General features: G+C 43.0%; 19 protein-coding genes. 13 read left to right on the top strand and 6 right to left on the bottom strand.

What is annotated here, in order from left to right; genetic code table 11:
* Positions 1 to 210: 210 nt before the first annotated feature.
* Positions 211 to 1113, bottom strand: a complete 903-nt coding sequence (locus ACFQ0C_RS19090; protein WP_379368585.1) for an NAD(P)/FAD-dependent oxidoreductase — start codon at positions 1111 to 1113, stop codon at positions 211 to 213.
* Positions 1114 to 1350: 237 nt separating this feature from the next.
* On the opposite strand from ACFQ0C_RS19090, the gene ACFQ0C_RS19085 reads away from it, so the two are divergent.
* From ACFQ0C_RS19085 to ACFQ0C_RS19075, 3 genes are read left to right on the top strand one after another with little or no spacing between them, the layout of a single operon-like run.
* Positions 1351 to 1476, top strand: a complete 126-nt coding sequence (locus tag ACFQ0C_RS19085) for a cytochrome c oxidase subunit 2A (protein ID WP_258211349.1) — start codon at positions 1351 to 1353, stop codon at positions 1474 to 1476.
* Between the two features lie 46 nt (positions 1477 to 1522).
* Entirely contained in the window at positions 1523 to 2014 is a 492-nt protein-coding gene (locus ACFQ0C_RS19080) for a cytochrome c oxidase subunit II (RefSeq protein WP_258211348.1), read from the top strand.
* A gap of 19 nt (positions 2015 to 2033) precedes the next feature.
* Positions 2034 to 3683 carry a b(o/a)3-type cytochrome-c oxidase subunit 1 gene (locus ACFQ0C_RS19075; protein ID WP_379368584.1) on the top strand — a complete coding sequence of 550 codons (1650 nt, stop codon included), beginning with the start codon at positions 2034 to 2036 and terminating at the stop codon, positions 3681 to 3683.
* 10 nt (positions 3684 to 3693) lie between these two features.
* Here the strand turns inward: ACFQ0C_RS19075 and ACFQ0C_RS19070 are convergent, their stop codons facing one another.
* Both ACFQ0C_RS19070 and pyk read right to left on the bottom strand, forming a co-directional pair.
* Positions 3694 to 4470 (bottom strand): EcsC family protein, encoded by a 777-nt coding sequence (locus ACFQ0C_RS19070; RefSeq protein ID WP_379368598.1) that lies wholly within the window; start codon positions 4468 to 4470, stop codon positions 3694 to 3696.
* A 156-nt stretch (positions 4471 to 4626) separates the two neighbouring features.
* Positions 4627 to 6045 carry a pyruvate kinase gene (gene pyk, locus ACFQ0C_RS19065; RefSeq protein WP_379368583.1) on the bottom strand — a complete coding sequence of 473 codons (1419 nt, stop codon included), beginning with the start codon at positions 6043 to 6045 and terminating at the stop codon, positions 4627 to 4629.
* Positions 6046 to 6164: 119 nt separating this feature from the next.
* Between pyk and ACFQ0C_RS19060 the strand changes: the two genes are divergently transcribed.
* Positions 6165 to 6956, top strand: coding sequence for a helix-turn-helix domain-containing protein (locus ACFQ0C_RS19060; protein ID WP_379368582.1), 792 nt, complete (start codon positions 6165 to 6167; stop codon positions 6954 to 6956).
* A gap of 883 nt (positions 6957 to 7839) precedes the next feature.
* Positions 7840 to 8742, top strand: a complete 903-nt coding sequence (locus ACFQ0C_RS19055; protein WP_379368581.1) for a transposase — start codon at positions 7840 to 7842, stop codon at positions 8740 to 8742.
* A gap of 290 nt (positions 8743 to 9032) precedes the next feature.
* Here the strand turns inward: ACFQ0C_RS19055 and ACFQ0C_RS19050 are convergent, their stop codons facing one another.
* The gene (locus ACFQ0C_RS19050) at positions 9033 to 9401 is read right to left on the bottom strand and encodes a hypothetical protein (protein ID WP_379368580.1); all 369 of its coding nucleotides are present in this window, start codon (positions 9399 to 9401) and stop codon (positions 9033 to 9035) included.
* Between the two features lie 580 nt (positions 9402 to 9981).
* Between ACFQ0C_RS19050 and ACFQ0C_RS19045 the strand changes: the two genes are divergently transcribed.
* From ACFQ0C_RS19045 to ACFQ0C_RS19030, 4 genes are all read left to right on the top strand, one after another.
* Positions 9982 to 11442 (top strand): sulfatase family protein, encoded by a 1461-nt coding sequence (locus tag ACFQ0C_RS19045; protein WP_379368579.1) that lies wholly within the window; start codon positions 9982 to 9984, stop codon positions 11440 to 11442.
* 120 nt (positions 11443 to 11562) lie between these two features.
* On the top strand, positions 11563 to 12300 hold the full coding sequence (locus tag ACFQ0C_RS19040; protein ID WP_379368578.1) for an ABC transporter permease: 738 nt from the start codon (positions 11563 to 11565) through the stop codon (positions 12298 to 12300).
* Complete coding sequence (locus ACFQ0C_RS19035) at positions 12276 to 13097, top strand: ABC transporter ATP-binding protein (RefSeq protein WP_379368577.1); 822 nt, start codon at positions 12276 to 12278, stop codon at positions 13095 to 13097. Before ACFQ0C_RS19040 ends, ACFQ0C_RS19035 begins: the two co-directional genes overlap by 25 nt.
* Positions 13098 to 13154: 57 nt before the next feature.
* The gene (locus ACFQ0C_RS19030) at positions 13155 to 14258 is read left to right on the top strand and encodes an ABC transporter substrate-binding protein (protein ID WP_379368576.1); all 1104 of its coding nucleotides are present in this window, start codon (positions 13155 to 13157) and stop codon (positions 14256 to 14258) included.
* 88 nt (positions 14259 to 14346) lie between these two features.
* Here ACFQ0C_RS19030 and ACFQ0C_RS19025 read toward each other — a convergent pair whose 3' ends face one another.
* On the bottom strand, positions 14347 to 15045 hold the full coding sequence (locus tag ACFQ0C_RS19025; RefSeq protein ID WP_379368575.1) for a response regulator: 699 nt from the start codon (positions 15043 to 15045) through the stop codon (positions 14347 to 14349).
* A gap of 13 nt (positions 15046 to 15058) precedes the next feature.
* A complete protein-coding gene (locus ACFQ0C_RS19020; RefSeq protein WP_379368574.1) occupies positions 15059 to 16576 on the bottom strand; it encodes a sensor histidine kinase in 1518 nt (505 codons plus the stop codon).
* Positions 16577 to 16718: 142 nt separating this feature from the next.
* Between ACFQ0C_RS19020 and ACFQ0C_RS19015 the strand changes: the two genes are divergently transcribed.
* The 4 genes from ACFQ0C_RS19015 to ACFQ0C_RS19000 all read left to right on the top strand — a co-directional run bounded on the left by ACFQ0C_RS19015 (position 16719) and on the right by ACFQ0C_RS19000 (position 20023).
* The gene (locus ACFQ0C_RS19015; RefSeq protein WP_379368573.1) at positions 16719 to 17315 is read left to right on the top strand and encodes a DNA-3-methyladenine glycosylase I; all 597 of its coding nucleotides are present in this window, start codon (positions 16719 to 16721) and stop codon (positions 17313 to 17315) included.
* 147 nt (positions 17316 to 17462) lie between these two features.
* On the top strand, positions 17463 to 18626 hold the full coding sequence (locus ACFQ0C_RS19010) for a glycosyltransferase family 4 protein (protein ID WP_379368572.1): 1164 nt from the start codon (positions 17463 to 17465) through the stop codon (positions 18624 to 18626).
* Positions 18627 to 18804: 178 nt separating this feature from the next.
* Complete coding sequence (locus ACFQ0C_RS19005; protein ID WP_379368571.1) at positions 18805 to 19461, top strand: chromate transporter; 657 nt, start codon at positions 18805 to 18807, stop codon at positions 19459 to 19461.
* A gap of 25 nt (positions 19462 to 19486) precedes the next feature.
* Entirely contained in the window at positions 19487 to 20023 is a 537-nt protein-coding gene (locus ACFQ0C_RS19000) for a chromate transporter (protein WP_379368570.1), read from the top strand.
* Positions 20024 to 20073: the final 50 nt, after the last annotated feature.

The following is a 20073-nucleotide window of genomic DNA, read 5'->3' as shown; positions in this document are numbered from 1 at the left end:
GTGGAGCGGAGAAGCGTCAGCGGTTGCCCTTTGAATCTTGTGTTCAAACCAATAAAAATATGATCAAATGTACACAAGTTCAAGAGGCAATCGTAGCCCACCTTGCTGCCCTCCCACTCGCCAAACTGAACTCAATCGTCAGAGGCCGTCCGCAAGGATGGTTTTCTTATCCTTTCAAAACTTACGCTCCTAACACGCCAGCAAAAGCTTCTACTCAAATTCAGCTTCCGTTAAAGCTGTGTTAACCCCAATTGCGGCTCGACTTCCTTCTGCTGCAGCAATGATCAATTGAGCAGGTGCGATAACTGACGCATCTCCTGCTGCGTACACCCCATGAATGTTTGTTTTACCGTACGAGTCCGTCACATATCCGCCCATTTGATTAGTTTCGCAGCCCAAACGTTCACCGAATGAAACGGCTTGAACCCATACAGGTGTTACAAATCCGCCTGCTCTGCTAACAGCGCTGCCGTCCTCGAATGTTACCTGCTGTAAGTGGCCGCTTTGTCCAATAAATCCGGAAATTCGCTGCTCGAACACTTGGATATTTTTGCTTTGAAGCTTAGCTTTTTGCTCGGAAGTAAGATTTTGCTGTCCATTTGTGCACAATATGATATCACGGCTCCAATTATGAACCAGTTTAGCCATATGGAATATGTTATGCCCCTCTGAAATTATAACAAGCGGCTTGTCTCTTAACTCCCATCCATCACAATAGGGACAACTAAACAGACTAGTGCCATAGAAATCATGAATGCCGCTTATATCCGGTAAAATTTCCTTTAAGCCTGTCGCGAGTATGATATTTTTGGCCTCAACTGTTCTGCCTTCCCGAGTCATCAATTGAAAAATATCGTTATCCTTACTTACAGAGGTAATTTCTTGGTTTGCAATCTCCACAGAGGGATACCTGCTGATTTCCTGGTGAGCGATCATTCTAAACTCGCTTGGCTTGACTCCGTCACGTGTGATAAATCCGTGAGATTCATGGGTAACCGCATTCCTTGGTTTATTATTGTCGAATAAAATAATATTTCTGCGTGCTCTTCCCAATACAAGCGCAGCGTTTAATCCGGCAGGTCCGCCGCCAATGATGGCACAATCATACTGCATATCTACCACTCCTTAATAAAAGATCTAATAGAATCCTTAAGTCTAAGAACATTCATTTCGCCTAATTAAAGACTTAATGAATCTATAATAGCTTTGATTGACGCTTCAGTCAAGTTCGTTTGTGTCCACAAAACGTTCATTCTTCCTTGACATTCAATGTGACTTTAATCATAGAGATGGTCCCACTCAAATTCTAAAATAAGGGCATAAGTTTAAGTCCGAAGGGAGTGGGATACCATGGGTGAACAGCACAGGCAAGAGGATTCATCATTAAAAGGAACATTAGTAGCGGTGATGCTGTTAGGTGCGTTTTTGGTATTGACCTGGGTAGGTGTATTCGTATTATTCATTGCTAGAAGCTAGGCCGATACATCACTAAAAAACATTAGATCAAAGGGGTTGGAGCTTCATGCATATTCATCGCTATGAAAAAATTTGGTTAACCTTCGGCATCACAATGCTGATAGTGTTTTTGGTCGTCCTGGGGGTTGGTGCATTTGCACTTGGAGCGCAGACTCCCGGGGAGCATGATCACGCACAGCATCAATCCCGCCAAACGGTGAATCCCGAGACAGTGGATCAAACGGCTCCCTTTAACGAACTGGGCTTGAAGAAAATTGGGGATAACGAGTATGACGCTTATATGCTGGCATTCGCCTTTGGCTATAGTCCGGACAAAATGGAGGTGCCAGTTGGCGCCACCGTACATTTTCACATTACAAGCAAGGATGTTGTGCACGGTTTTCAAATTCCGGGAACGAACGTGAACATGATGGTGGTTCCTGGTGAAGTGAATCATCTGACTTATAAGTTTACGAAGAAAGGTGAATTTCTAGTCCTGTGCAATGAATATTGCGGTGCAGCTCATGAAATGATGCAAACCTTAATTATTGTGAAGTAACAAAGGAGAGGCTGAAACTATGATTACACAATTAAAAGGCTTTGACCGTAGAGATTCCGCACTAGTGCTTGCGCATATTTTGTTTGCATTCCTTGCGTTACTGCTGGGTGGCGTCGCAGGAGTGCTTCAAGGTCTGGTGCGCGGGGGTATGATTACTTTGCCATATGGTATCGGTTATTACCAGCTGCTGACGGCGCACGGGATATTGATGGCCATTGTGTTTACCACGTATTTTATTATCGGATTCCTCTACTCGGGCGTGGCTAAGACGTTAGGTGGGCAATTGCTGCCGGTTGCCAGATCATTAGGATGGCTCGGTTATGGTTTGATGACCTTGGGTACAATAATTGCAACTATCCTTATTTTACTAAATAAAGCGACTGTTCTATACACTTTTTATGCTCCGATGATGGCTTCTCCATGGTTTTATGTCAGTCTGGTTTTCATCGTAGTTGGCAGCTGGATGAGCTGCTTCGGGATATTTATTAATTACCGGTATTGGAAAAAAACGCATAACGGCAAGCTATCGCCACTATTCGCTTTTATGTCTGTGGTGACAATGCTTATGTGGTTTATCGCGACGCTTGGAGTAGCAATTGAGGTACTTTTTCAGCTCATTCCTTGGTCGTTTGGCTGGGTTGAAACAATTAATGTAACTCTTAGCCGTACTTTATTCTGGTATTTTGGACACCCGTTAGTCTATTTCTGGCTGCTGCCCGCCTACATTTGCTGGTACGTGGTTATTCCGAAGGTGATTGGCGGCAAAATGTTCAGCGATGCTTTGGCACGGTTAGCTTTTATCCTACTGCTTTTATTCTCTATTCCAGTAGGATTTCACCATCAGCTGACGGAGCCTGGGATATCCTCCGTTTGGAAATATGTCCAGGTTGTACTTACATTCATGGTAGTCGTGCCATCCTTAATGACGGCATTCTCTTTGATCGCCACTTTTGAAATGCATGGGCGCAGCATAGGGGCTAAAGGATTGTTTGGATGGGTAAAAAAGCTTCCGTGGAGCGATGTACGTTTTTTTGCCCCATTTATGGGGATGCTCATATTTATTCCCGCTGGAGCTGGTGGTCTGATCAATGCAAGTCATCAAATGAACATGGTCGTTCATAATACATTGTGGGTGACAGGGCATTTTCATTTGACAGTAGCTACGAGTGTTGCACTGACATTTTTTGGAGTGACGTATTGGTTAATCCCGGCTGTGACTGGACGTGTACTAACTCCGCTGCTTCATAAGCTGGGCATTGCACAGACGATTACTTGGCTCGTGGGTATGTTCTTCATGTCTGGAGCCATGCACACGGTAGGATTATTTGGTTCTCCCCGTCGGACGGCTTATACGACGTATCAGGATCACCCGGATGCGATCCTTTGGATGCCATACCATGTAGTTATGGCTATTGGTGGAACGGTGCTATTCATCGGAGTTATTATGATGATTGTGAATGTGGTTATGCTGCTAAAAGCACCAAAGGGCGAAACGGAGTATCCAATCGCTGAAGTTAGTGATGCAGCTGAGAAGACGCCGGCCCTATTTGAGCGCTGGGGTCTATGGGTAGGTGTACTTGTAGTTTTAATATTAGTGGCTTATTCAATTCCGGTAATGGAATTGCTGAATAATCCAGGTACGGGTGCAAAAGGCATAGTGACCTGGTAATTCAGCTTGATTATTCTAAGGTTTCGTTATTATGATTGCTTCTGGTTTCTTGGAGGGAGCGTAGACGGTAGCAGTTCATGCCAACACGGCCCAGTTCATCTAGGAGTCCATAGTTGGCCCAGGCCCCAACGACTGCTCCAATACCGGGGACGAGTTGCAGCATCTTGCGAAAGTCGATGGTATCACGGTATTCCTGCTGAAGCTGTTGCCAATTAATATGCTTTACATAGGATTCAGCCGGAGGGAGGGAGCGAGCCGTTTCAGGCCATTGAATAATGGTCTGGAACAAGGCTTGCTTTTTTGTCTGGCTGGAGAAGGCTAGCTGAAATACATGCAAAATGTATAGCCTCTCGCGGTAATCCTGGGTCGAATATCCGTAAATATGAGCTAATTCAAAGAGAAGCTTCATCTTTATGCCAATTAATATCGGGAAGTCGGCCAAGCCCAGCAGGATTCCCCCAGCTCCGGCTCCAGCCCCTTCGGCTGCTGCCAGCTTTTTATATATAGAGATTAATTCCTCCGCCTTGTGATCGCGCATAGCTAAGGAAATTCCGACCAACGGTGGATTCTTGGGCATATAGTCAATGCTGAACAAAGAAGTTTTAACGACACCTTTTACAGTTGCTGTAATAGTCTGATGTACTTTTTCAGGTATAACCTGATTAATACGAACAGACACGGCTTTTGATGTTTTTTCCAGAAAACCAGGAGGCTTTAACAATTCTTTTTCCCAAATCTTTAACATCCTTGCTGTTTGATGTTCGTATATGCTCCAATTCGTTTCGATGGGGTTCAGCCTCCAATTCACAGTTTCACTTTAATTCTATCTTAATATTAAACCAGGCTGCAATGATTGCATATTTCAGGTTTTGATTTAAACAAAGACTTTAATAAAAAAACGGCTTCACGCGTCCAAAAGGCAGCGCAAGCCGTTTTCTAGTATTTATATATGCTGTATTTTGATCAAATTGGTAGATCCGGATTGTCCAACCGGTACTCCTGCAGAGACGACTGCCAAGTCGCCTGGCTTAACAAGTCCGCTTGTCAACGCACTTTGAATGGCCGACTCGAACATCTCGTCTGTTGATCGAACGGATGCTCCTTTTATAGGTATAACACCCCAAAACAAGCTGAGACGGCGCTGTACTCGTTCATCAGGAGTTACAGCGATAATGGGTGCTTTTGGACGGTATTTGGATACCATACGAGGGGTAAACCCACTAACAGTAGGTGTAATGATAGCCACAGCCTCCAAATCAAGAGAGGAGCTAACCGCAGCTTGGCTTATGACTTCGGTAATGTTGTTTTTTTGTACGGCAGCTTTTTTCTGAAGCATCTCTTTGTAAGAGAGCGTCGATTCGATGTTGGCAGCTATTGCAGCCATTGTTTTCACTGATTCGAGTGGATATTTTCCAGCAGCGGTTTCGCCAGAAAGCATCAATACATCGGTACCATCATAGACTGCATTCGCTACGTCGCTTGCTTCCGCTCTTGTCGGCCGAGGGTTGTACTGCATGGAATCCAGCATGTGGGTAGCGGTAATTATTGGCTTACCGGCTGCATTGCCCTTTTGAATCATTTGCTTTTGAATAATAGGTACATCTTCAATAGGAATTTCTACCCCGAGATCGCCTCTAGCAACCATCAATCCGTCCGATACTTCTAGGATGTCGTCCAGATTTTCTACGCCTTCCTGATTTTCAATTTTCGATATGATTTGAATATGTGAAGCCTGCCCCTCATCCAGCAAACGTCTGATTTCAACAATATCGCTTGCTTTACGTACGAAGGAAGCGGCTATGATATCGATATCCTGTTCAATACCGAATAAAATATGCTCTACATCTCTTGCGGTAACCCCTGGCAAAGAGGTTCTCACACCAGGCAGATTAACGCCCTTACGGGATTTAACAATACCTCCGTTGATAATCCTGCAGCGGATCTCAGTGCCTTCGACAGCTTCAACAATAAGCTCAATCAGACCGTCATCGATCAAAATACGTGATCCTGGCTCGATATCTTGAGTGAGTTCCTTGTAAGAGACAGAAATACGCTCAGCGGTTCCTTGAATTTGTTCGGTTGTTAATGTTAATAGCTCACCTGAACGAAGCTCGTAGGAAGGCTGCTCCAGCAAACCTGTACGAATTTCGGGGCCTTTAATATCCAATAAAATCGAAACCGTTGCTCCCAGTTCCCGGGCGGCTTGACGGACTCGCTGTATTCTTCCTTTGTGGTCTTCCAGATCTCCATGGGCCATGTTCATCCGGGCGGAGTTCATACCAGCACGTATCAATTCCTTCAGCATTTCGACGGAATCGCAAGCGGGTCCCATGGTGCACATAATTTTCGTTTTTGGTAACATGTAGGTTTCCTCCTCGAGTTGTAGTTCGCTGAAACCCATTGTAGTGAAAAAAACTCATAAATACTATGAAGAATAGTATTGTATTTGTATAATAGTATCTAAAACGTGAGGCGATTAAGATGTTATTTATACAATCAGTTCGTCAAGATACAAGCATGCAATGGTTTGAGGAATTTCAGGAGGGAATGCCTACCTGGTTGCTTGTCATGGTCAACTATGGCAAATGCTTATTTTGGATACGACATGAAAAAGTGCTGCTCGAAAAAGGCGATCTTTTGCTTATCCCGAGTCACACCTCCTTTTATGGAAAAAGTATTCCATCCGTAACCCACGAAAAATATATGGTTTCTTTTCAAGTAGAAGAGGGAACTTTGATGCAATTGCTGCCTTTATTGACTGAATCCCGAGTATTCAAATGGAGAACAGTCAAATACGAGCTGTTGCTGCACAAATTTAGAACCATGCTCGAGGAATGGACTGAACGGCCTGCTTTTGCAGAAGCAATGTGCGGTGCATTGGCTATGGAAGTGTTAGCGCTCTGGAGCAGGGAAATGAGCGATGGTCATCCATCCACAACAAAGGAAAGGCATACCGAGCTTATGAAAGCTTACATTCAAAACCATTATCGAGAAAAGGTAACGAAAGAGGAATTAGGCGCAGTTATTGGAAAAAGTCCCAACTATGCAGCTTCTGTATTTAGTGAGGTGACAGGTCAGACGATAGGGGGATTTGTGCACGCACTCCGTATCAAAACAGCTGTTTACCTGCTCATCCATTCACAACGAACGGTTGGCGATATCTCCGACTATTTAGGTTATTGTGACCCCTCGTATTTTCACCGTATTTTCAAAAGAGAAACTGGCCAGCCGCCAGCCGCTTATGTAAAATACAGAGAACAACCTTCTCTTTAACGAAGTAACAGCGAAAAGTTTATTAAATTGGTCCTTTTCCTAATTATCTTCTTAAGTTTTGTTGGCTTGGCTTATAACCATTATCCCTTAAGCTCAGTTTATCGAATACTGGGCTATAAGCGATGTAATCTGCTGTTGATGTTCTATGCGCACTATCCCTTAAGCTCAGTTTATCGAATCCTGGATTTAAGCGATGTAAACTGCTGCTGATGTTCCTATGAATATTATCCCTTAAGCTCAGTTGATTGAATCCGGCCACACGTGACAAATTGCTGTTGTTGCTTTGCTTCGACTATTGTCATTTCTCATACCAAAACAAGAAATTTAAGAGCAGCTTTTAGTGGAACAGCCCTTTACTCAATATTGTTACGGGAAAATTAATTTTTCAATCTCCTAAAGAGAGGGTTGGCGTTCTGAAATCATAGATTGTTTCAATAAATGAAGAAGTTTACGGAAGGGTTCATTTTTTAAAACAAAATCATAATTTGATCAGTTGTAATCAAGTGTTTCGATATATTTGTGCTTACATCTGATGGAATATCAAGTCTTGTAGCGTCCTGTTATGAAAAATATTAAGGAAAATTTATAATAATTATTGAAAAGAGAACGGATGTTTGGTATGCTTATATATAGGATCGTACGTTCGTTTTTTTGTTTAAGTTAGGTTAAATTTGAGTCTTCTTTTTAAAAAAAATATTTATGGACAGAAATAACATTAGGTGCCTACTTGAAAAAAGTATCTACATGTGGTCGACCGCAGTCATGCTACGCGATTCCTATGTGATGCGCTAGGAGCTGCTGAGCGCGGTGCGGAAAGAGTTTCTGTGATTAGTCGTAATCATGCAGGAATAACATATAAATTCATGTTCAGCGGGGTGTATTAATGGCTGAAGAACGGACAAAGACAGCAGAATGGACGTTATCAGAGGAGCAGCTTCAATTATTGAGCTCGGAGGAATCCTGCGCGGATGTTTTATTTGCAGCTAAATGGCCAGATGGATTTCGGTGTACCCACTGCGGGCATCTTCATGCCTATAAGATTACGACACGTAGGCTGCCGCTTTTCGAATGCAGCTCTTGCCATTACCAAGAATCTCTTACTGCGAATACAATTTTTGAGGGAAGCAGGAGTGATTTGCGAAAATGGTTCCATGCTTTGCTGATTGTTTCGCATACTACGTGCGGTATCAATGCTGTTCAGCTCAGCGAGGCAATAGGTGTTACTTATAAAACAGCGTGGCTTATGCTTCATAAAATTCGTTACGCTATGAGTAAGGCGGATGCTGGCATGATGTTGTCGGGTATTGTTCGGATCAATTCAGCTTTGAATGGCCGTCCTCATAATCCATCTGTTAACCGCCATATCCAAGAACAACCTCTCTTAGTAGGTGCTTCCTTAAATGCAGAAGGAGAACCTGTATATGTCAAAATTAAACGAGTTCCTGACGATCATTTGGAAGGAAAGGTCTTAAAGCCCATTGGAAATCAGCATTTTATTGAACAGTATGTTGAGCCGAAAACCGATGATTTAGAAAGCATTACCGCTCGATTCAGTTCCCGCCGATTTCAGCGGCTGCTGACCATAGCAAAAAAAGCAGGTCAATGGATCAATGCAACCTATCATGGAATTGGCCCAAAGCATTTACAGGCCTATCTCAATGAATATTGCTGCCGTTTGAATCTTGATTTTCAGGGTGGAGCGATTTTTCGCTATTTGACTCAGCTATGTGCTGCTGCTGTGCCGGTTACATACCCCCAATTAATACGATTTCCAACCACTTCCTAGCCAGGAGTTAGTATTTATTAGTACTAGAACTCTTGTTTAACTGTATGAATTATTTCATACTCATACAGAGTTTTTTTTAGAAATGACTCTATGAAAAATGCTTCAAATAAATTCGTTAATCCGTTTTATTGTACTGTTTCGAATCATTCTTCGATCAGGTTATAAAATATCTCAAATCGTAGTAATTTTCTTAATTCCATAATCATCTAAAATCATGAGTAATATCTCAACAAGTCACCTCGAATCGCAGCAATTATCTCGAGTCCGTAAATCCCCACGAGTCATAGCAACTATCCAAAGTCCGTAAATCCCCACGAATCGTAGCAAATGCAAAAATCCCAAGTCGATAAATCCCCGCGAGTCATGCAAAAATCCCAAGTCGATAAATCCCCGCGAGTCATGCAAAAATCCCAAGTCGATAAATCCCCGCGAGTCATGCAAAAATCCCAAGTCGATAAATCCCCGCGAGTCATGCAAAAATCCCAAGTCGATAAATCCCCGCGAGTCATGCAAAAATCCCAAGTCGATAAATCCCCGCGAGTCATGCAAAAATCCCAAGTCGATAAATCCCCGCGAGTCATGCAAAAATCCCAAGTCGATAAATCCCCGCGAGTCATAGCAACTATCCCAAGCCCGTAAATCACCACGAATCGTAGCAATCCTCTTAATTCCATAAATCACAGCAAATCACAGCAAATCACAGCAAATCACAGCAAATCACAGCAAATCACAGCAAATCACAGCGATATTCTCAAGCACATAAATCGTTTGGAATTACGGAAACTACCTTAAATTCATAATCAACTGAAAAGGTAGCAATTACTTCAAGTTATCCTCACTTCAAATCAATTCATGTCGCATCAAACTATTTTCATACGATAGTTTTCTTTTAAATTAATCCCACTTTTAGATGATTCCTGAACATGTCATATGGGCGATATTCGATAAAGCTGTACTGAGTAAAGGGGATAATGCTCATAAGGAGGGCAGAAGAAACACTTGCGATCCTTTTGTGGCTATAGCTGAGACAGACAGACTAGCTTATAGACAGGCTAGCATATATACAGACTGGCATATATACAGATAAGAATATATTTGGAGGGCTTCTGTTCTTGTTTGAAAATTAAAAAGGTTGAAAAAACTTCCTACTTACACCAATGTGAATTTATAGTTATATTTGTAAGCGTAGACAAGAAAGCGCTTAATAAATGTATAGGTGAAAGCGGGAGGCAATTTATTATGAGAATGATTTATCTTGATATCGATTCTTTGCGCCCTGATCATATGAGTTGTTACGGTTATGATCGGAATACGACGCCAAACATTGATCATATTGCAGCTGAAGGGGCACGGTTTAACAGTTGTTATTGCGCTTCATCGCCATGCGTTCCATCCAGAGCAAGCTTTATGTCTGGACGTTTTGGAATCAATCATGGAGCTCTGACCCACTGGGGACCTGGTTGTGATTTCGATTATCCGGAGGGTGATGGACATAGTACATCGGTTCCTTTTTTTACGAGACATTTGCGCAATGCCGGGTATAGGACGGTCACTTTTTCATCTTTTGGAGATAGACATCATGCTTGGTGGTATTTTGCCGGTTGGAATGAGCTGCACACGCATTCTTTGAAGGAAGGGAATGAGAATGCAGTTGAGGTCAATGCAGCAGTAATTCCATGGTTAAAGGCACACGGCAAAGAAGACAACTATTTTCTGCATATTCAGTATTGGGATCCTCATACTTTGTACACCTATCCAAAGGAATATGCAGATCAATGGAACGACTCCCCGGTTAAAGAGTTTCCGAATGAGCAGACGATTCAGGATCAACAGAAAGACAGTTTTCCGCGATCCGCTACCTTCTTGCACTGGGCGGATCGATTCCCTGAAACGATGCCGAAGCAGATCCGGAACCGGCAAGATTTAGCTCATTTGATCAATGGATATGACGGGGGCATTTCTTACATGGATAAACATGTAGGAGAAATCCTGGAAACGTTACGTGAGCTGGGGATTGAGGAAGAGGTATGCTTTATAATAAGTGCGGATCATGCTGAATCGATGGGTGAGCATGGGGTTTATATGGAGCATGCGAATGCATCCGAATCCGTTCATCATATTCCATTGATAATGAAGGTTCCGGGAGTGACTAAGCCTGGACAGGTAGTGAATGGCTTTGTATATAACGTCGATGTAATCGCAACCATTACAGATATGGTGGGATTGCCAGTTCCTACTGGCTGGGATGGGAAGTCGTTCTTGAATGCCCTGCAAGGGGGACATTGGGAAGGACGTGATTACCTAGTTATGGATCATGCTCTGTATGTTTGCCAGCGGGCTGTACGCGACAGCAAATGGTATTTTATTCGTACGTATCATCCGGGATTGTTCGAATTTGGAGAAATTTCTCTTTATGACATGGAGCAGGACCCGAATCAAACGGTTAATGTGGCAGCAGCTTTCCCTGAAATAGTCAAAGAGATGGATCACCGCCTGGCTAACTGGCTGCAAGAGCAAATGGGCAAGCCTGGCAGCAAGGTAGATCCGATGCAAAAGGTTATCGAAACCGGTCCATGGAAGTACATGACGGTTGAGGATTGGCATCGCCGGCTGCAGCAAGATGGCTGGCAGGAAGAAGCTAGTATTCTTGCGGCTAAATATAGAAAATCCAATGATTTCAATTCTTTATACGGAATGTAGATGGTATCGAATATAAAAAGAAATTATGAAAGGTTCATGAGTATGGAAAATTTGCAAAAAAGAGTAATGCAGCATAAAACAAGGAAGGTACCCTTCTCCTCCAGGGTGCATCCTAACATCATGGTAATGCTTTCATTATTGATTGGGGTAGCCGTCTGGTGGCTGCTGTCAACGATACCCTCGGTTGGAAGCATCTTATCCAATCCGGTAACTTTGTTAAAAAGCTTTATGGGCGAGCTGCAAAGCGGGAGGCTTTGGAGTAATGTTTATGCGAGTATTTTTAGAGTACTTGGGGGGTTCTCGCTAGGATTGCTGGCAGCCATTCCAGTTGCTTTTTTAATGGGCTGGTATCCTACGATCCGGGCATTGATTGAACCTTGGATACAATTTTTCCGTACAATTCCACCGATCGCCTTGATTCCATTAGTTATTGTAGCGTTCGGGATTGGGGAGGGAGCAAAAATTTCGGTTATTTTTCTAGCTACCTTTCTGGTCATGGTTATTTCCATTTATCAGGGTGTGCGGAATGTTGACCCAACGCTTATTAAAGCAGCTCGGGTATTAGGAGCAACGGATAAAGATATTTTCATGGAGGTTGTCGTTCCCGCTTCATTTCCTTACATTCTGGTTGGCGTAAGATTAGGATTGGCGAGCGCATGGACGACATTGGTTGCGGCTGAATTGACTGGCGCCTCCAAGGGGCTGGGCAATATGATCATGGAAGCGGGTTTGTACTTCCGTATGGATCTTGTAATATTAGGAATTATTATTATTGGTGTTATCGGATTTGCCATGGATAAAGGTGTACTCTATCTGGAAAGGAAGCTGACAGGATGGCAGGAACTGCGGAAATCATAACTAGAGATAGCCAAGAAACAGACCGGCCCAAGATTGAGATAACCAATTTGACCAAAGTGTACCAGGGCCGTAACGGAGACGTTGTTGCTTTACAAAATACGAATCTGACCATCAATCAAAATGAATTTGTATGTGTCGTAGGCCCGAGCGGCTGCGGGAAGACGACGCTGCTGAATATCATCGCAGGATTGGAGGATGCAACGACAGGCAGCGTGACAGTTGACGGACAGGAGGTGTGGGGTCCTGGTAAAGAGAGAGGGGTGGTGTTTCAGCAATACGCTCTGTTTCCATGGAAAACGGTTATCAAAAATGTAGAATTTGGTTTGAAGCTGAGAGGCCTAAATAAAAAGGAACGGCGCGAAAAAGCGGAAAAGTATTTGGAACTGGTAGGCTTAAAGGATTTTGCTAATTCCTATCCTAAGGAATTATCCGGTGGTATGAAGCAGAGGGTGGCTATCGCAAGGGCGTACGCAGTAAATCCTGAGGTGCTGCTAATGGACGAACCATTCGGGGCGCTTGATGCACAAAGCCGCTCACAGCTTCAGGAGGAACTGTTGCATACATGGGAAAAAGAGAAAAAGACATGTTTTTTTATTACGCATGATGTGGAAGAAGCAGTTATTTTAGCACAAAAGGTTATTATTATGAGTGCCAGGCCAGGCAGAATTAAAGAAATCATTGAGGTTGATATTCCATACCCCAGAACACAAGAAACGAAGCTGCATGAACGATTTGTGCAAATCAAAAATGAGATTTGGGCCAAGGTATATAAAGAATATTTGGAAGTTAAAAAGTAAAAGTTGCTGCATATGAAGCAAGTTTTCTTATGAAAACGCTAAGGGAGAGATTAAACAATGTCCATGTTGATACGAGCAGGTAAAAAGAGCTTTGGTGTTTGGATGATCGCCATATCGCTGCTGCTTACTTTGAGTGCATGCGGTACGAGTGGCGGAACAAATGGAGGCGCAGCAGGCGGTACTGCCGGAGGTAAGGACACGACAGCTCCGGCTGCTAAACCGAAGGAGCCTGCGAAGGAAGCACCGAAGGAGCTGCCAACTATTAACGTTGCGTATATGCCTGATATTCATGGGGCTACACCTATTGTTCTGGGTGAAGAAAAAGGATATTTTAAAGAAGCCGGAGTAAAGATCAATGCTGTAAAATTTCTCAGTGGTCCTCCTGAATTTCAAGCAATGGCCGCAGGTGATATTGATATTGCCTACATTGGACCTGGTGCAACCTTCTTATCCGCCCAAGGCAAAGGCAATATCATTGCAGTTGATAGTTTGAATACAGGCGATATGGTGTATGCAACCAAGAAATCGGGAATCAAGGATTGGAAGGATTTGAAAGGGAAAACAGTCGGGGTTCCGAAGGGGACATCCGGGGAAATGATACTAAATCTTGGCATCAAAAAAGGCGGTCTTAAGCCAGAGGATGTTAACGCTGTCAATATGGATGTTGCAGGAGCGGTTTCGGCTTTTGTAGCTGGTAAAGTGGATGCAGTTGCGATCTGGTCTCCGTATACATCTGAGATAGAGAAGCAAGTTGGCAAGGATAACATTGTGAAGTTAGGCGATAACAAGATGTTTTTCCCTGAATACGTATTCCCGCAAAGCTGGGTGGTCAATCCTAAGTTTTTGAAGGAAAAGCCTGAGCTGGTCGAAAAGTTTCTTGCAGCATGGGTTAAAGCCAATGATTATCGCATCAAAAATATCGAAGAAACGATCAAGCTGACTGCTAAATATACGCAGGTTCCTGAGGATTCCCTCAAGGTGCAAGTGGATACAACGGAATGGATTGAATCGAAAAAGCAAGTCGATTATTTCAAGGATGGTACTGTAATTAAGTGGTACGAGAATCTAGAGAAATTGTTTGTTGAAAACGGCAAATTGACCGAAGTCGTCAAAGGTGACACTTTTGTTAGTCCAGCTCCGTTTTTAAAAGTAGTTAAATAAAGGTAGTTAAAATAAGGAATAGAAAATAGCTCTTTCTTTGTGCATTTAACACAACGAAAGAGCTATATTTTTATGACTACTAGGTTGCTTATTGATCTCGTTTAATTTTATGAAACAGATGGGTAACATTAAGCTCTTGAAGTAGTTTGACTACTTCCTTAGAGCGCTTTTTATGAAATTTTTTGAGTATAACATTAATTTGCGATTTGATTGTGGAGAGCTCGACTTGTCTCGTTTGGGCTATTTCTTGCACCTTTTGATCCTTGAGCAGCAGTTCAATAATTTCCATTTCTGTTGGCGTTAGCTGGGAGAGGATGCTCATGGCGTCAAACATATTGGCTTGATTTTTCCGTATTCGGGTAAATTCATTGCGAATTTTATAAGCTATTTCGGGACGAATTGGAGAAATCCCGTCTCGGGCCATACGAATACTTTTCACAATTTCTGAGCTGGCTGCAGTTTTCAGTACGTAGTCGATAGCACCGGCTTCAAAGGCGCCGAATACAGTTTCATCATCCTCATGAACGGTTAAAAAAACGATACGTATGTGCGGGAACTCATCCAAGATCCGCTTGGCAGCGATGATCCCATCATGTTTCACATCCATTTCAATATCCATCAGAATGACATCCAATGGCTCTATACTTGCGATGGCGTAAGCCTCTTTCCCGCTTGAGGCTTGACCCACGAGTTCAAAGTCCGCCTCTTTTTTTACCAATTGGCAAAAATGCTCGCGCAGCACCTCTAAATCCTCTGCAACTAAAACGCGTATTCTGCTGCTCTCCATCCCGAATTTCCTCCTAATTTGTATTCAGCTCGTCCTTAATATAGACCGGAAGCAGCAATTGAAAAGTACTTCCCACTCCTGGTTTACTTTGAACATGAATATCACCAAAATGACCTTTTACAATCTGCTTGGCATATGACAGACCGACACCCCAATTTTTAGTTGTATTTTTATTCGTATAAAAGGGGTCGAAAATTTGCTCGATCTGATCCTGGGCAATACCTGAGCCGTTATCCTCAATTTTGATAATGAGCCAGTCATCCTCCAAGTATGAATGAATAGAAACTATCCCTGCTGTTTCCTTATCTATCGCTTCAATCGCATTGATCATAATATTATAAATGGTTTCAGTCAGATGCTCTTGATCTGCAAGTATAACGGGATGTCCCTGCGGAAAGTCGTTAACCAATGTAACATGCTCGGGAATGGCTTTAAACTTATCCAAGGTATGCTGCAAAAGTTCGTGAACATCGACCGGTTTTAATTGAAGATAGGTTGTTTTAAAAGAGTTGTATAGCTGGTCAAGCCGCTGCAGGGTCTCGCTAACAATACCGGAAACCTTGTTTACATTGGCTTCAATTGCACTGGCAGACTGTATTGGAGGGCTCTCCGTTTGTAAAAGCTCATCCGTTCGCTGCAATAAAATTTGCATCATTAGCAGTTGGTTTTTGATTGCATGCGTGAATACCTTGGTCCCCATATCGGCGGTTGATAGCTTGCGTTCGAGTTGGAGGTCGAGCTTTCCCAGTTTTTTCTCTACCTCCGTATATTTCCAGATGGACAAAATGCTGATGATCGACAAAATGCCTGTAAAACCAATGCTCAAATACCATTCAACCAATGTTAATGGAGGGTTGAAGTTGGAGAAGTCGGAGTATAGGACATAGTAGGTACGGACATCAAACACTTGCAGCGGTCCCATAAAACCTAAATAAAAATAAAACAGGACAAGGGCAAGCACCCCGAGCAAGGTATACTTGACTTGGCTTTTGAACCAGTGGATCGTGATCCGCTTGTAGCGCCAAACCATAAAAAAAAGCGCTGCCAAAGTAGAAATAACCAACCAGCCTCTAGTAACCCAACCGATGATGTAGGTTTGATCGCGGTCCAAAACGCTAAGCGCCCATTTGTAAATAACCGGATCATAGAACAAAATGTTGAGTAAAGGCAGAATCGAGTTAAACGCATAAATCTTCCATATTTTCAGGAAAGGCCGATAATAAAACAGGGTTACAGATAGTCCAATGAGGCTGAATATAAATAAAGATCTGCCTATTGTAATCATCCTGCTGATAGCTTCGATAGTAACGGGTGAGTGCAAGAGCAAGTTACGAATTGAATCGTTAAAAAATAGCACAATATTAACTTTGTAATAGAAGCCTCCATATTTAGCTATAAACAAAACAAGTCCGGACATGCTGATGAACCAGCCTAACAGTACGAGAGCCATCCAATAGGCGGAAGGGTTTTTGGCTTTGGTAATAAAAAGCGTGATGGATGCAGCCATTAATACGAGTAAAAGGATTGTCATTATGAATGTCTCCTGAAAGAAAAAAGGATTAGAAAAAGGATAAGAGCTAGCTTGATTATAGATGAAATCCTCTCATTCTGCGACAGATTATGTCTATGATATACTTCTATTATTACAATTAGAAAGAAAGAGGACGATTACTATGGAACAGAAACGGTGCGGTTGGGTCAATGAAGATCCGCTATATATGAGTTATCATGACCATGAATGGGGTGTTCCTGTTCATGATGAGCATAAGTTATTCGAGCTTCTAGTGCTGGAGGGGGCGCAGGCGGGTTTAAGCTGGTATACGGTTTTAAAGAAGCGTGAAAGTTACAGACAAGCTTTTGACGGATTTGATCCACAAATAGTAGCTGCTTACGACGAGGCTAAAGCGGCGGAATTATTGGCGAATCCAGGCATTATTCGCAACCGCTTAAAGGTACAGGCTGCGATTACGAACGCACAAGCCTTCCTGAGAGTGCAGGAGGAGTTCGGCAGCTTTGACGCTTATATCTGGAGGTTTATCGGTGGGAAGCCGCTTTGCAACGGCCGGCGGACTTTGGCCGAGGTTCCGGCAAGTACCCCTGAATCCGATGCAATGAGCAAGGATTTAAAGAAGAGAGGCTTCAAATTCGTCGGTTCGACGATTTGTTATGCATATATGCAAGCTACAGGTATGGTCAATGACCATACGATGGAATGCATGGCATACGAAGGAGTGGAGGCGAGGGGACTCGCAAATGAGCCTTCGGCGTAAGATTGATTCCCGTGATGCCTGTCTCTAAAATTGGGGGCAGGCCTATTCTAATTGAGGAGTTGGAGAGAGTCAAAGTGTTCCAGCCGGCCACAGGAATGAATACATTAGCACAAGCAGTAATTCATTCCTGATGAAGGAGGCAGCAGCATGAAATTACCCTTTGTGGCGATTGTTACACCGGGATCATTCGTTATTCCTTCGGCATTGAGCAGCTCCGTTGAATTGGTTGTAGAGCACGTAGCACCGCATTTAGTCGGCGAGGTAAGACCTGTTGTTTTTGGAAGAACCGGCGGCAGAAAAAGACCGTTACTGGAAACACGTCGGGGAGTACGTTATGTAAGGGTTCCCAGACCATCTCCGCAAGCCTATATCCGCAATGTAAGCCGTAAACTTATACAATACAAACGTGATCTTAAGCTCATTCAAGTGGAAAACAGGCCACGGTTTGTACGCTATTTGAGACGAACACATCCGAAAGCGAAAATTTGGCTTGTTCTCCATTCAATTACTTTTATTTCAAAGCGGCATATCAAACGGGCTGAACTAAAGGTTTGTCTGGCTGCTGCTGATCGCATCATCGTCAATAGCCATTTTCTAAAAGAGCAGGTAATTCGTATGGTCCCTCGAGTCAAAGGAAAGATTAGAGTGAATCATCTTGGGGTGGACCCGGGGAAGTTCATCTCACGGTGGTCGGAGAAAGGGGCTGCCCTTAGGCAGGAATCGTTTAAGCTGCGTGGCATTGAGGGTAAAAAGGTAGTTCTGTATGTGGGTCGTTTGATTGGTATTAAAGGAGTTCATCACCTGCTTCAAGCAATGCCGCAAATTATTGCGCATATACCCGATGTCATGCTTATAGTTGTGGGGAGCGCTTTTTACGGTTCGGACCGTGTCACACCTTATGTAAAGCAGCTGCACCGAATTGGAAGGAAAATGCGCGACAATGTCCGTTTCATTCCATACGTTCCGCATTCTGAAATACCTGAATGGTTCCGTTTGGCTGATGTGCTTGTAGTTCCTTCTCATATAAACGAAGCGTTCGGACTGGTTAATGTGGAGGCGATGGCTACCGGAGTCCCTGTAGTAGCGACGAGAGCAGGAGGCATGAAGGAAATCATCGAGCATGGAAATACAGGCTATTTGGTTGATGCTTCTAGGCTGCAGGATGAATTGGCACTCTGGATTATTAACTTATTGACTCAGTCTGGACAGGTTGAATTGATGGGGGCACAAAGTGAACTTAGGGTTCAAGAGCATTTTACTTGGGAAAAAACAGCGGAACGATTTTTGAATTTATATAAAACAGAGTCTTAAATGTAATAATGAAATAAAGTGTTAGATTATTCATAGTATTCCGCTGTATATAGACCTATATCTCACTTATAATTGATGCTTTTAGTAGAAATCAAAAAGATTTATACGAAAGTTTATTCCAAAAAGGAATAAAGTCAGTTATAATGGACATAGAGCGAGAAGACAGGGGATGCTGAACATGAACATAACGGAAAAACATACAACTTTACTCTGGCATATCTTTTGGTCATTTTGCAAAATTAGTCCTGTCTCCTTTGGTGGAGGCTATGCGATGATTCCGGCTATTGAAAAAGAAATTGTCGAAAACCGCCAATGGATGGATGAGGATGAAATGAGCGATGTATTGTCTATTGCAGGCTCATCACCAGGAGGCATCGGTGTTAATGCTTCTACATTAACAGGCTACAGACTCGCAGGGCTGAGAGGTGCGATAGCGGCTGTACTGGGAATTTCATTGCCTAATTTTATAATTATGCTCGCATTGACTATAGGTTATTCGGCTGTTCAAAATATGCCTAAGGTGACGGCTGCGTTTGAAGGAATACATGCAGCCGTTGTGGCTTTTATAGCAATTGCTGGTTGGAGGATGTGGAGATCAGCTGTCTATGATAAAAGTACACTGTTTATTGTAATAGGTTCATTGTGTGCCTTGCTGTTCTCCAATATCCATCCTGCTTTACTGCTGCTTATTGGCACTCTTCTTGGTATTGCGATATATAAATGGCAGCAGAAGCTCGGGACTTTAGTATCCAAAGAAATTATGGCTGACAAGAAGCCAACCTCCGGACAAAACCCGATTCTAGCAGGGCAGTACATTTGGGGTGACGGAATCTAGTTTCGATTAGGGAGGGGGAGGCGCTATGTTAGTTACGTTATTTTGGACTTTTTTCAAAGTTGGACTTCTTTCTTTTGGTGGAGGCTATGCCATACTAAGCATCATCGAACGTGAGGTTTTACAGCAGCAATGGATGACCTTAAATGATTATACACAGGCTGTATCATTGGCAGGTATGTCGCCAGGCCCAATAGCTACCAATATCGCGATAATGGTTGGCTATAAAACAACGGGTATCGTTGGGGCAGTGGCAGCTGTTGGAGGTATGATACTACCTTCAGTGCTTGTTGTAATTGCTGTAGCGAGCTTCTTGTTTAAAGCCGGCAGAGAGCGCTGGGTGCAGGTAGTGCTTTACGGTTTAAAGCCTATTGTGACGGCTTTGATCTTGTACGCTGCGATTCGAATGGGTATAAATGGACAACCTTTGTTGGGTATAAACATCCATACGCTAGCTACACTTGCGATTTTTGTTTTTGCAGTGATTGGAATTGTCAAATATCGTATGCATCCGTTAATAGTATTGTCAGTTTCAGCTTTGATGGGAATTGCGTTTTTTGTATAAGAATGAAAAATGCCAAGCTTATGAATGTATGGGAGTATGTTAACTACGAG

This window comes from Paenibacillus sp. GCM10027630, assembly GCF_042676305.1.
GTDB lineage: Bacteria > Bacillota > Bacilli > Paenibacillales > NBRC-103111 > Paenibacillus_S.
The sequence above is the reverse complement of the archived record's forward strand: the minus strand, read 5'-3'. Positions and strand labels throughout refer to the sequence as shown.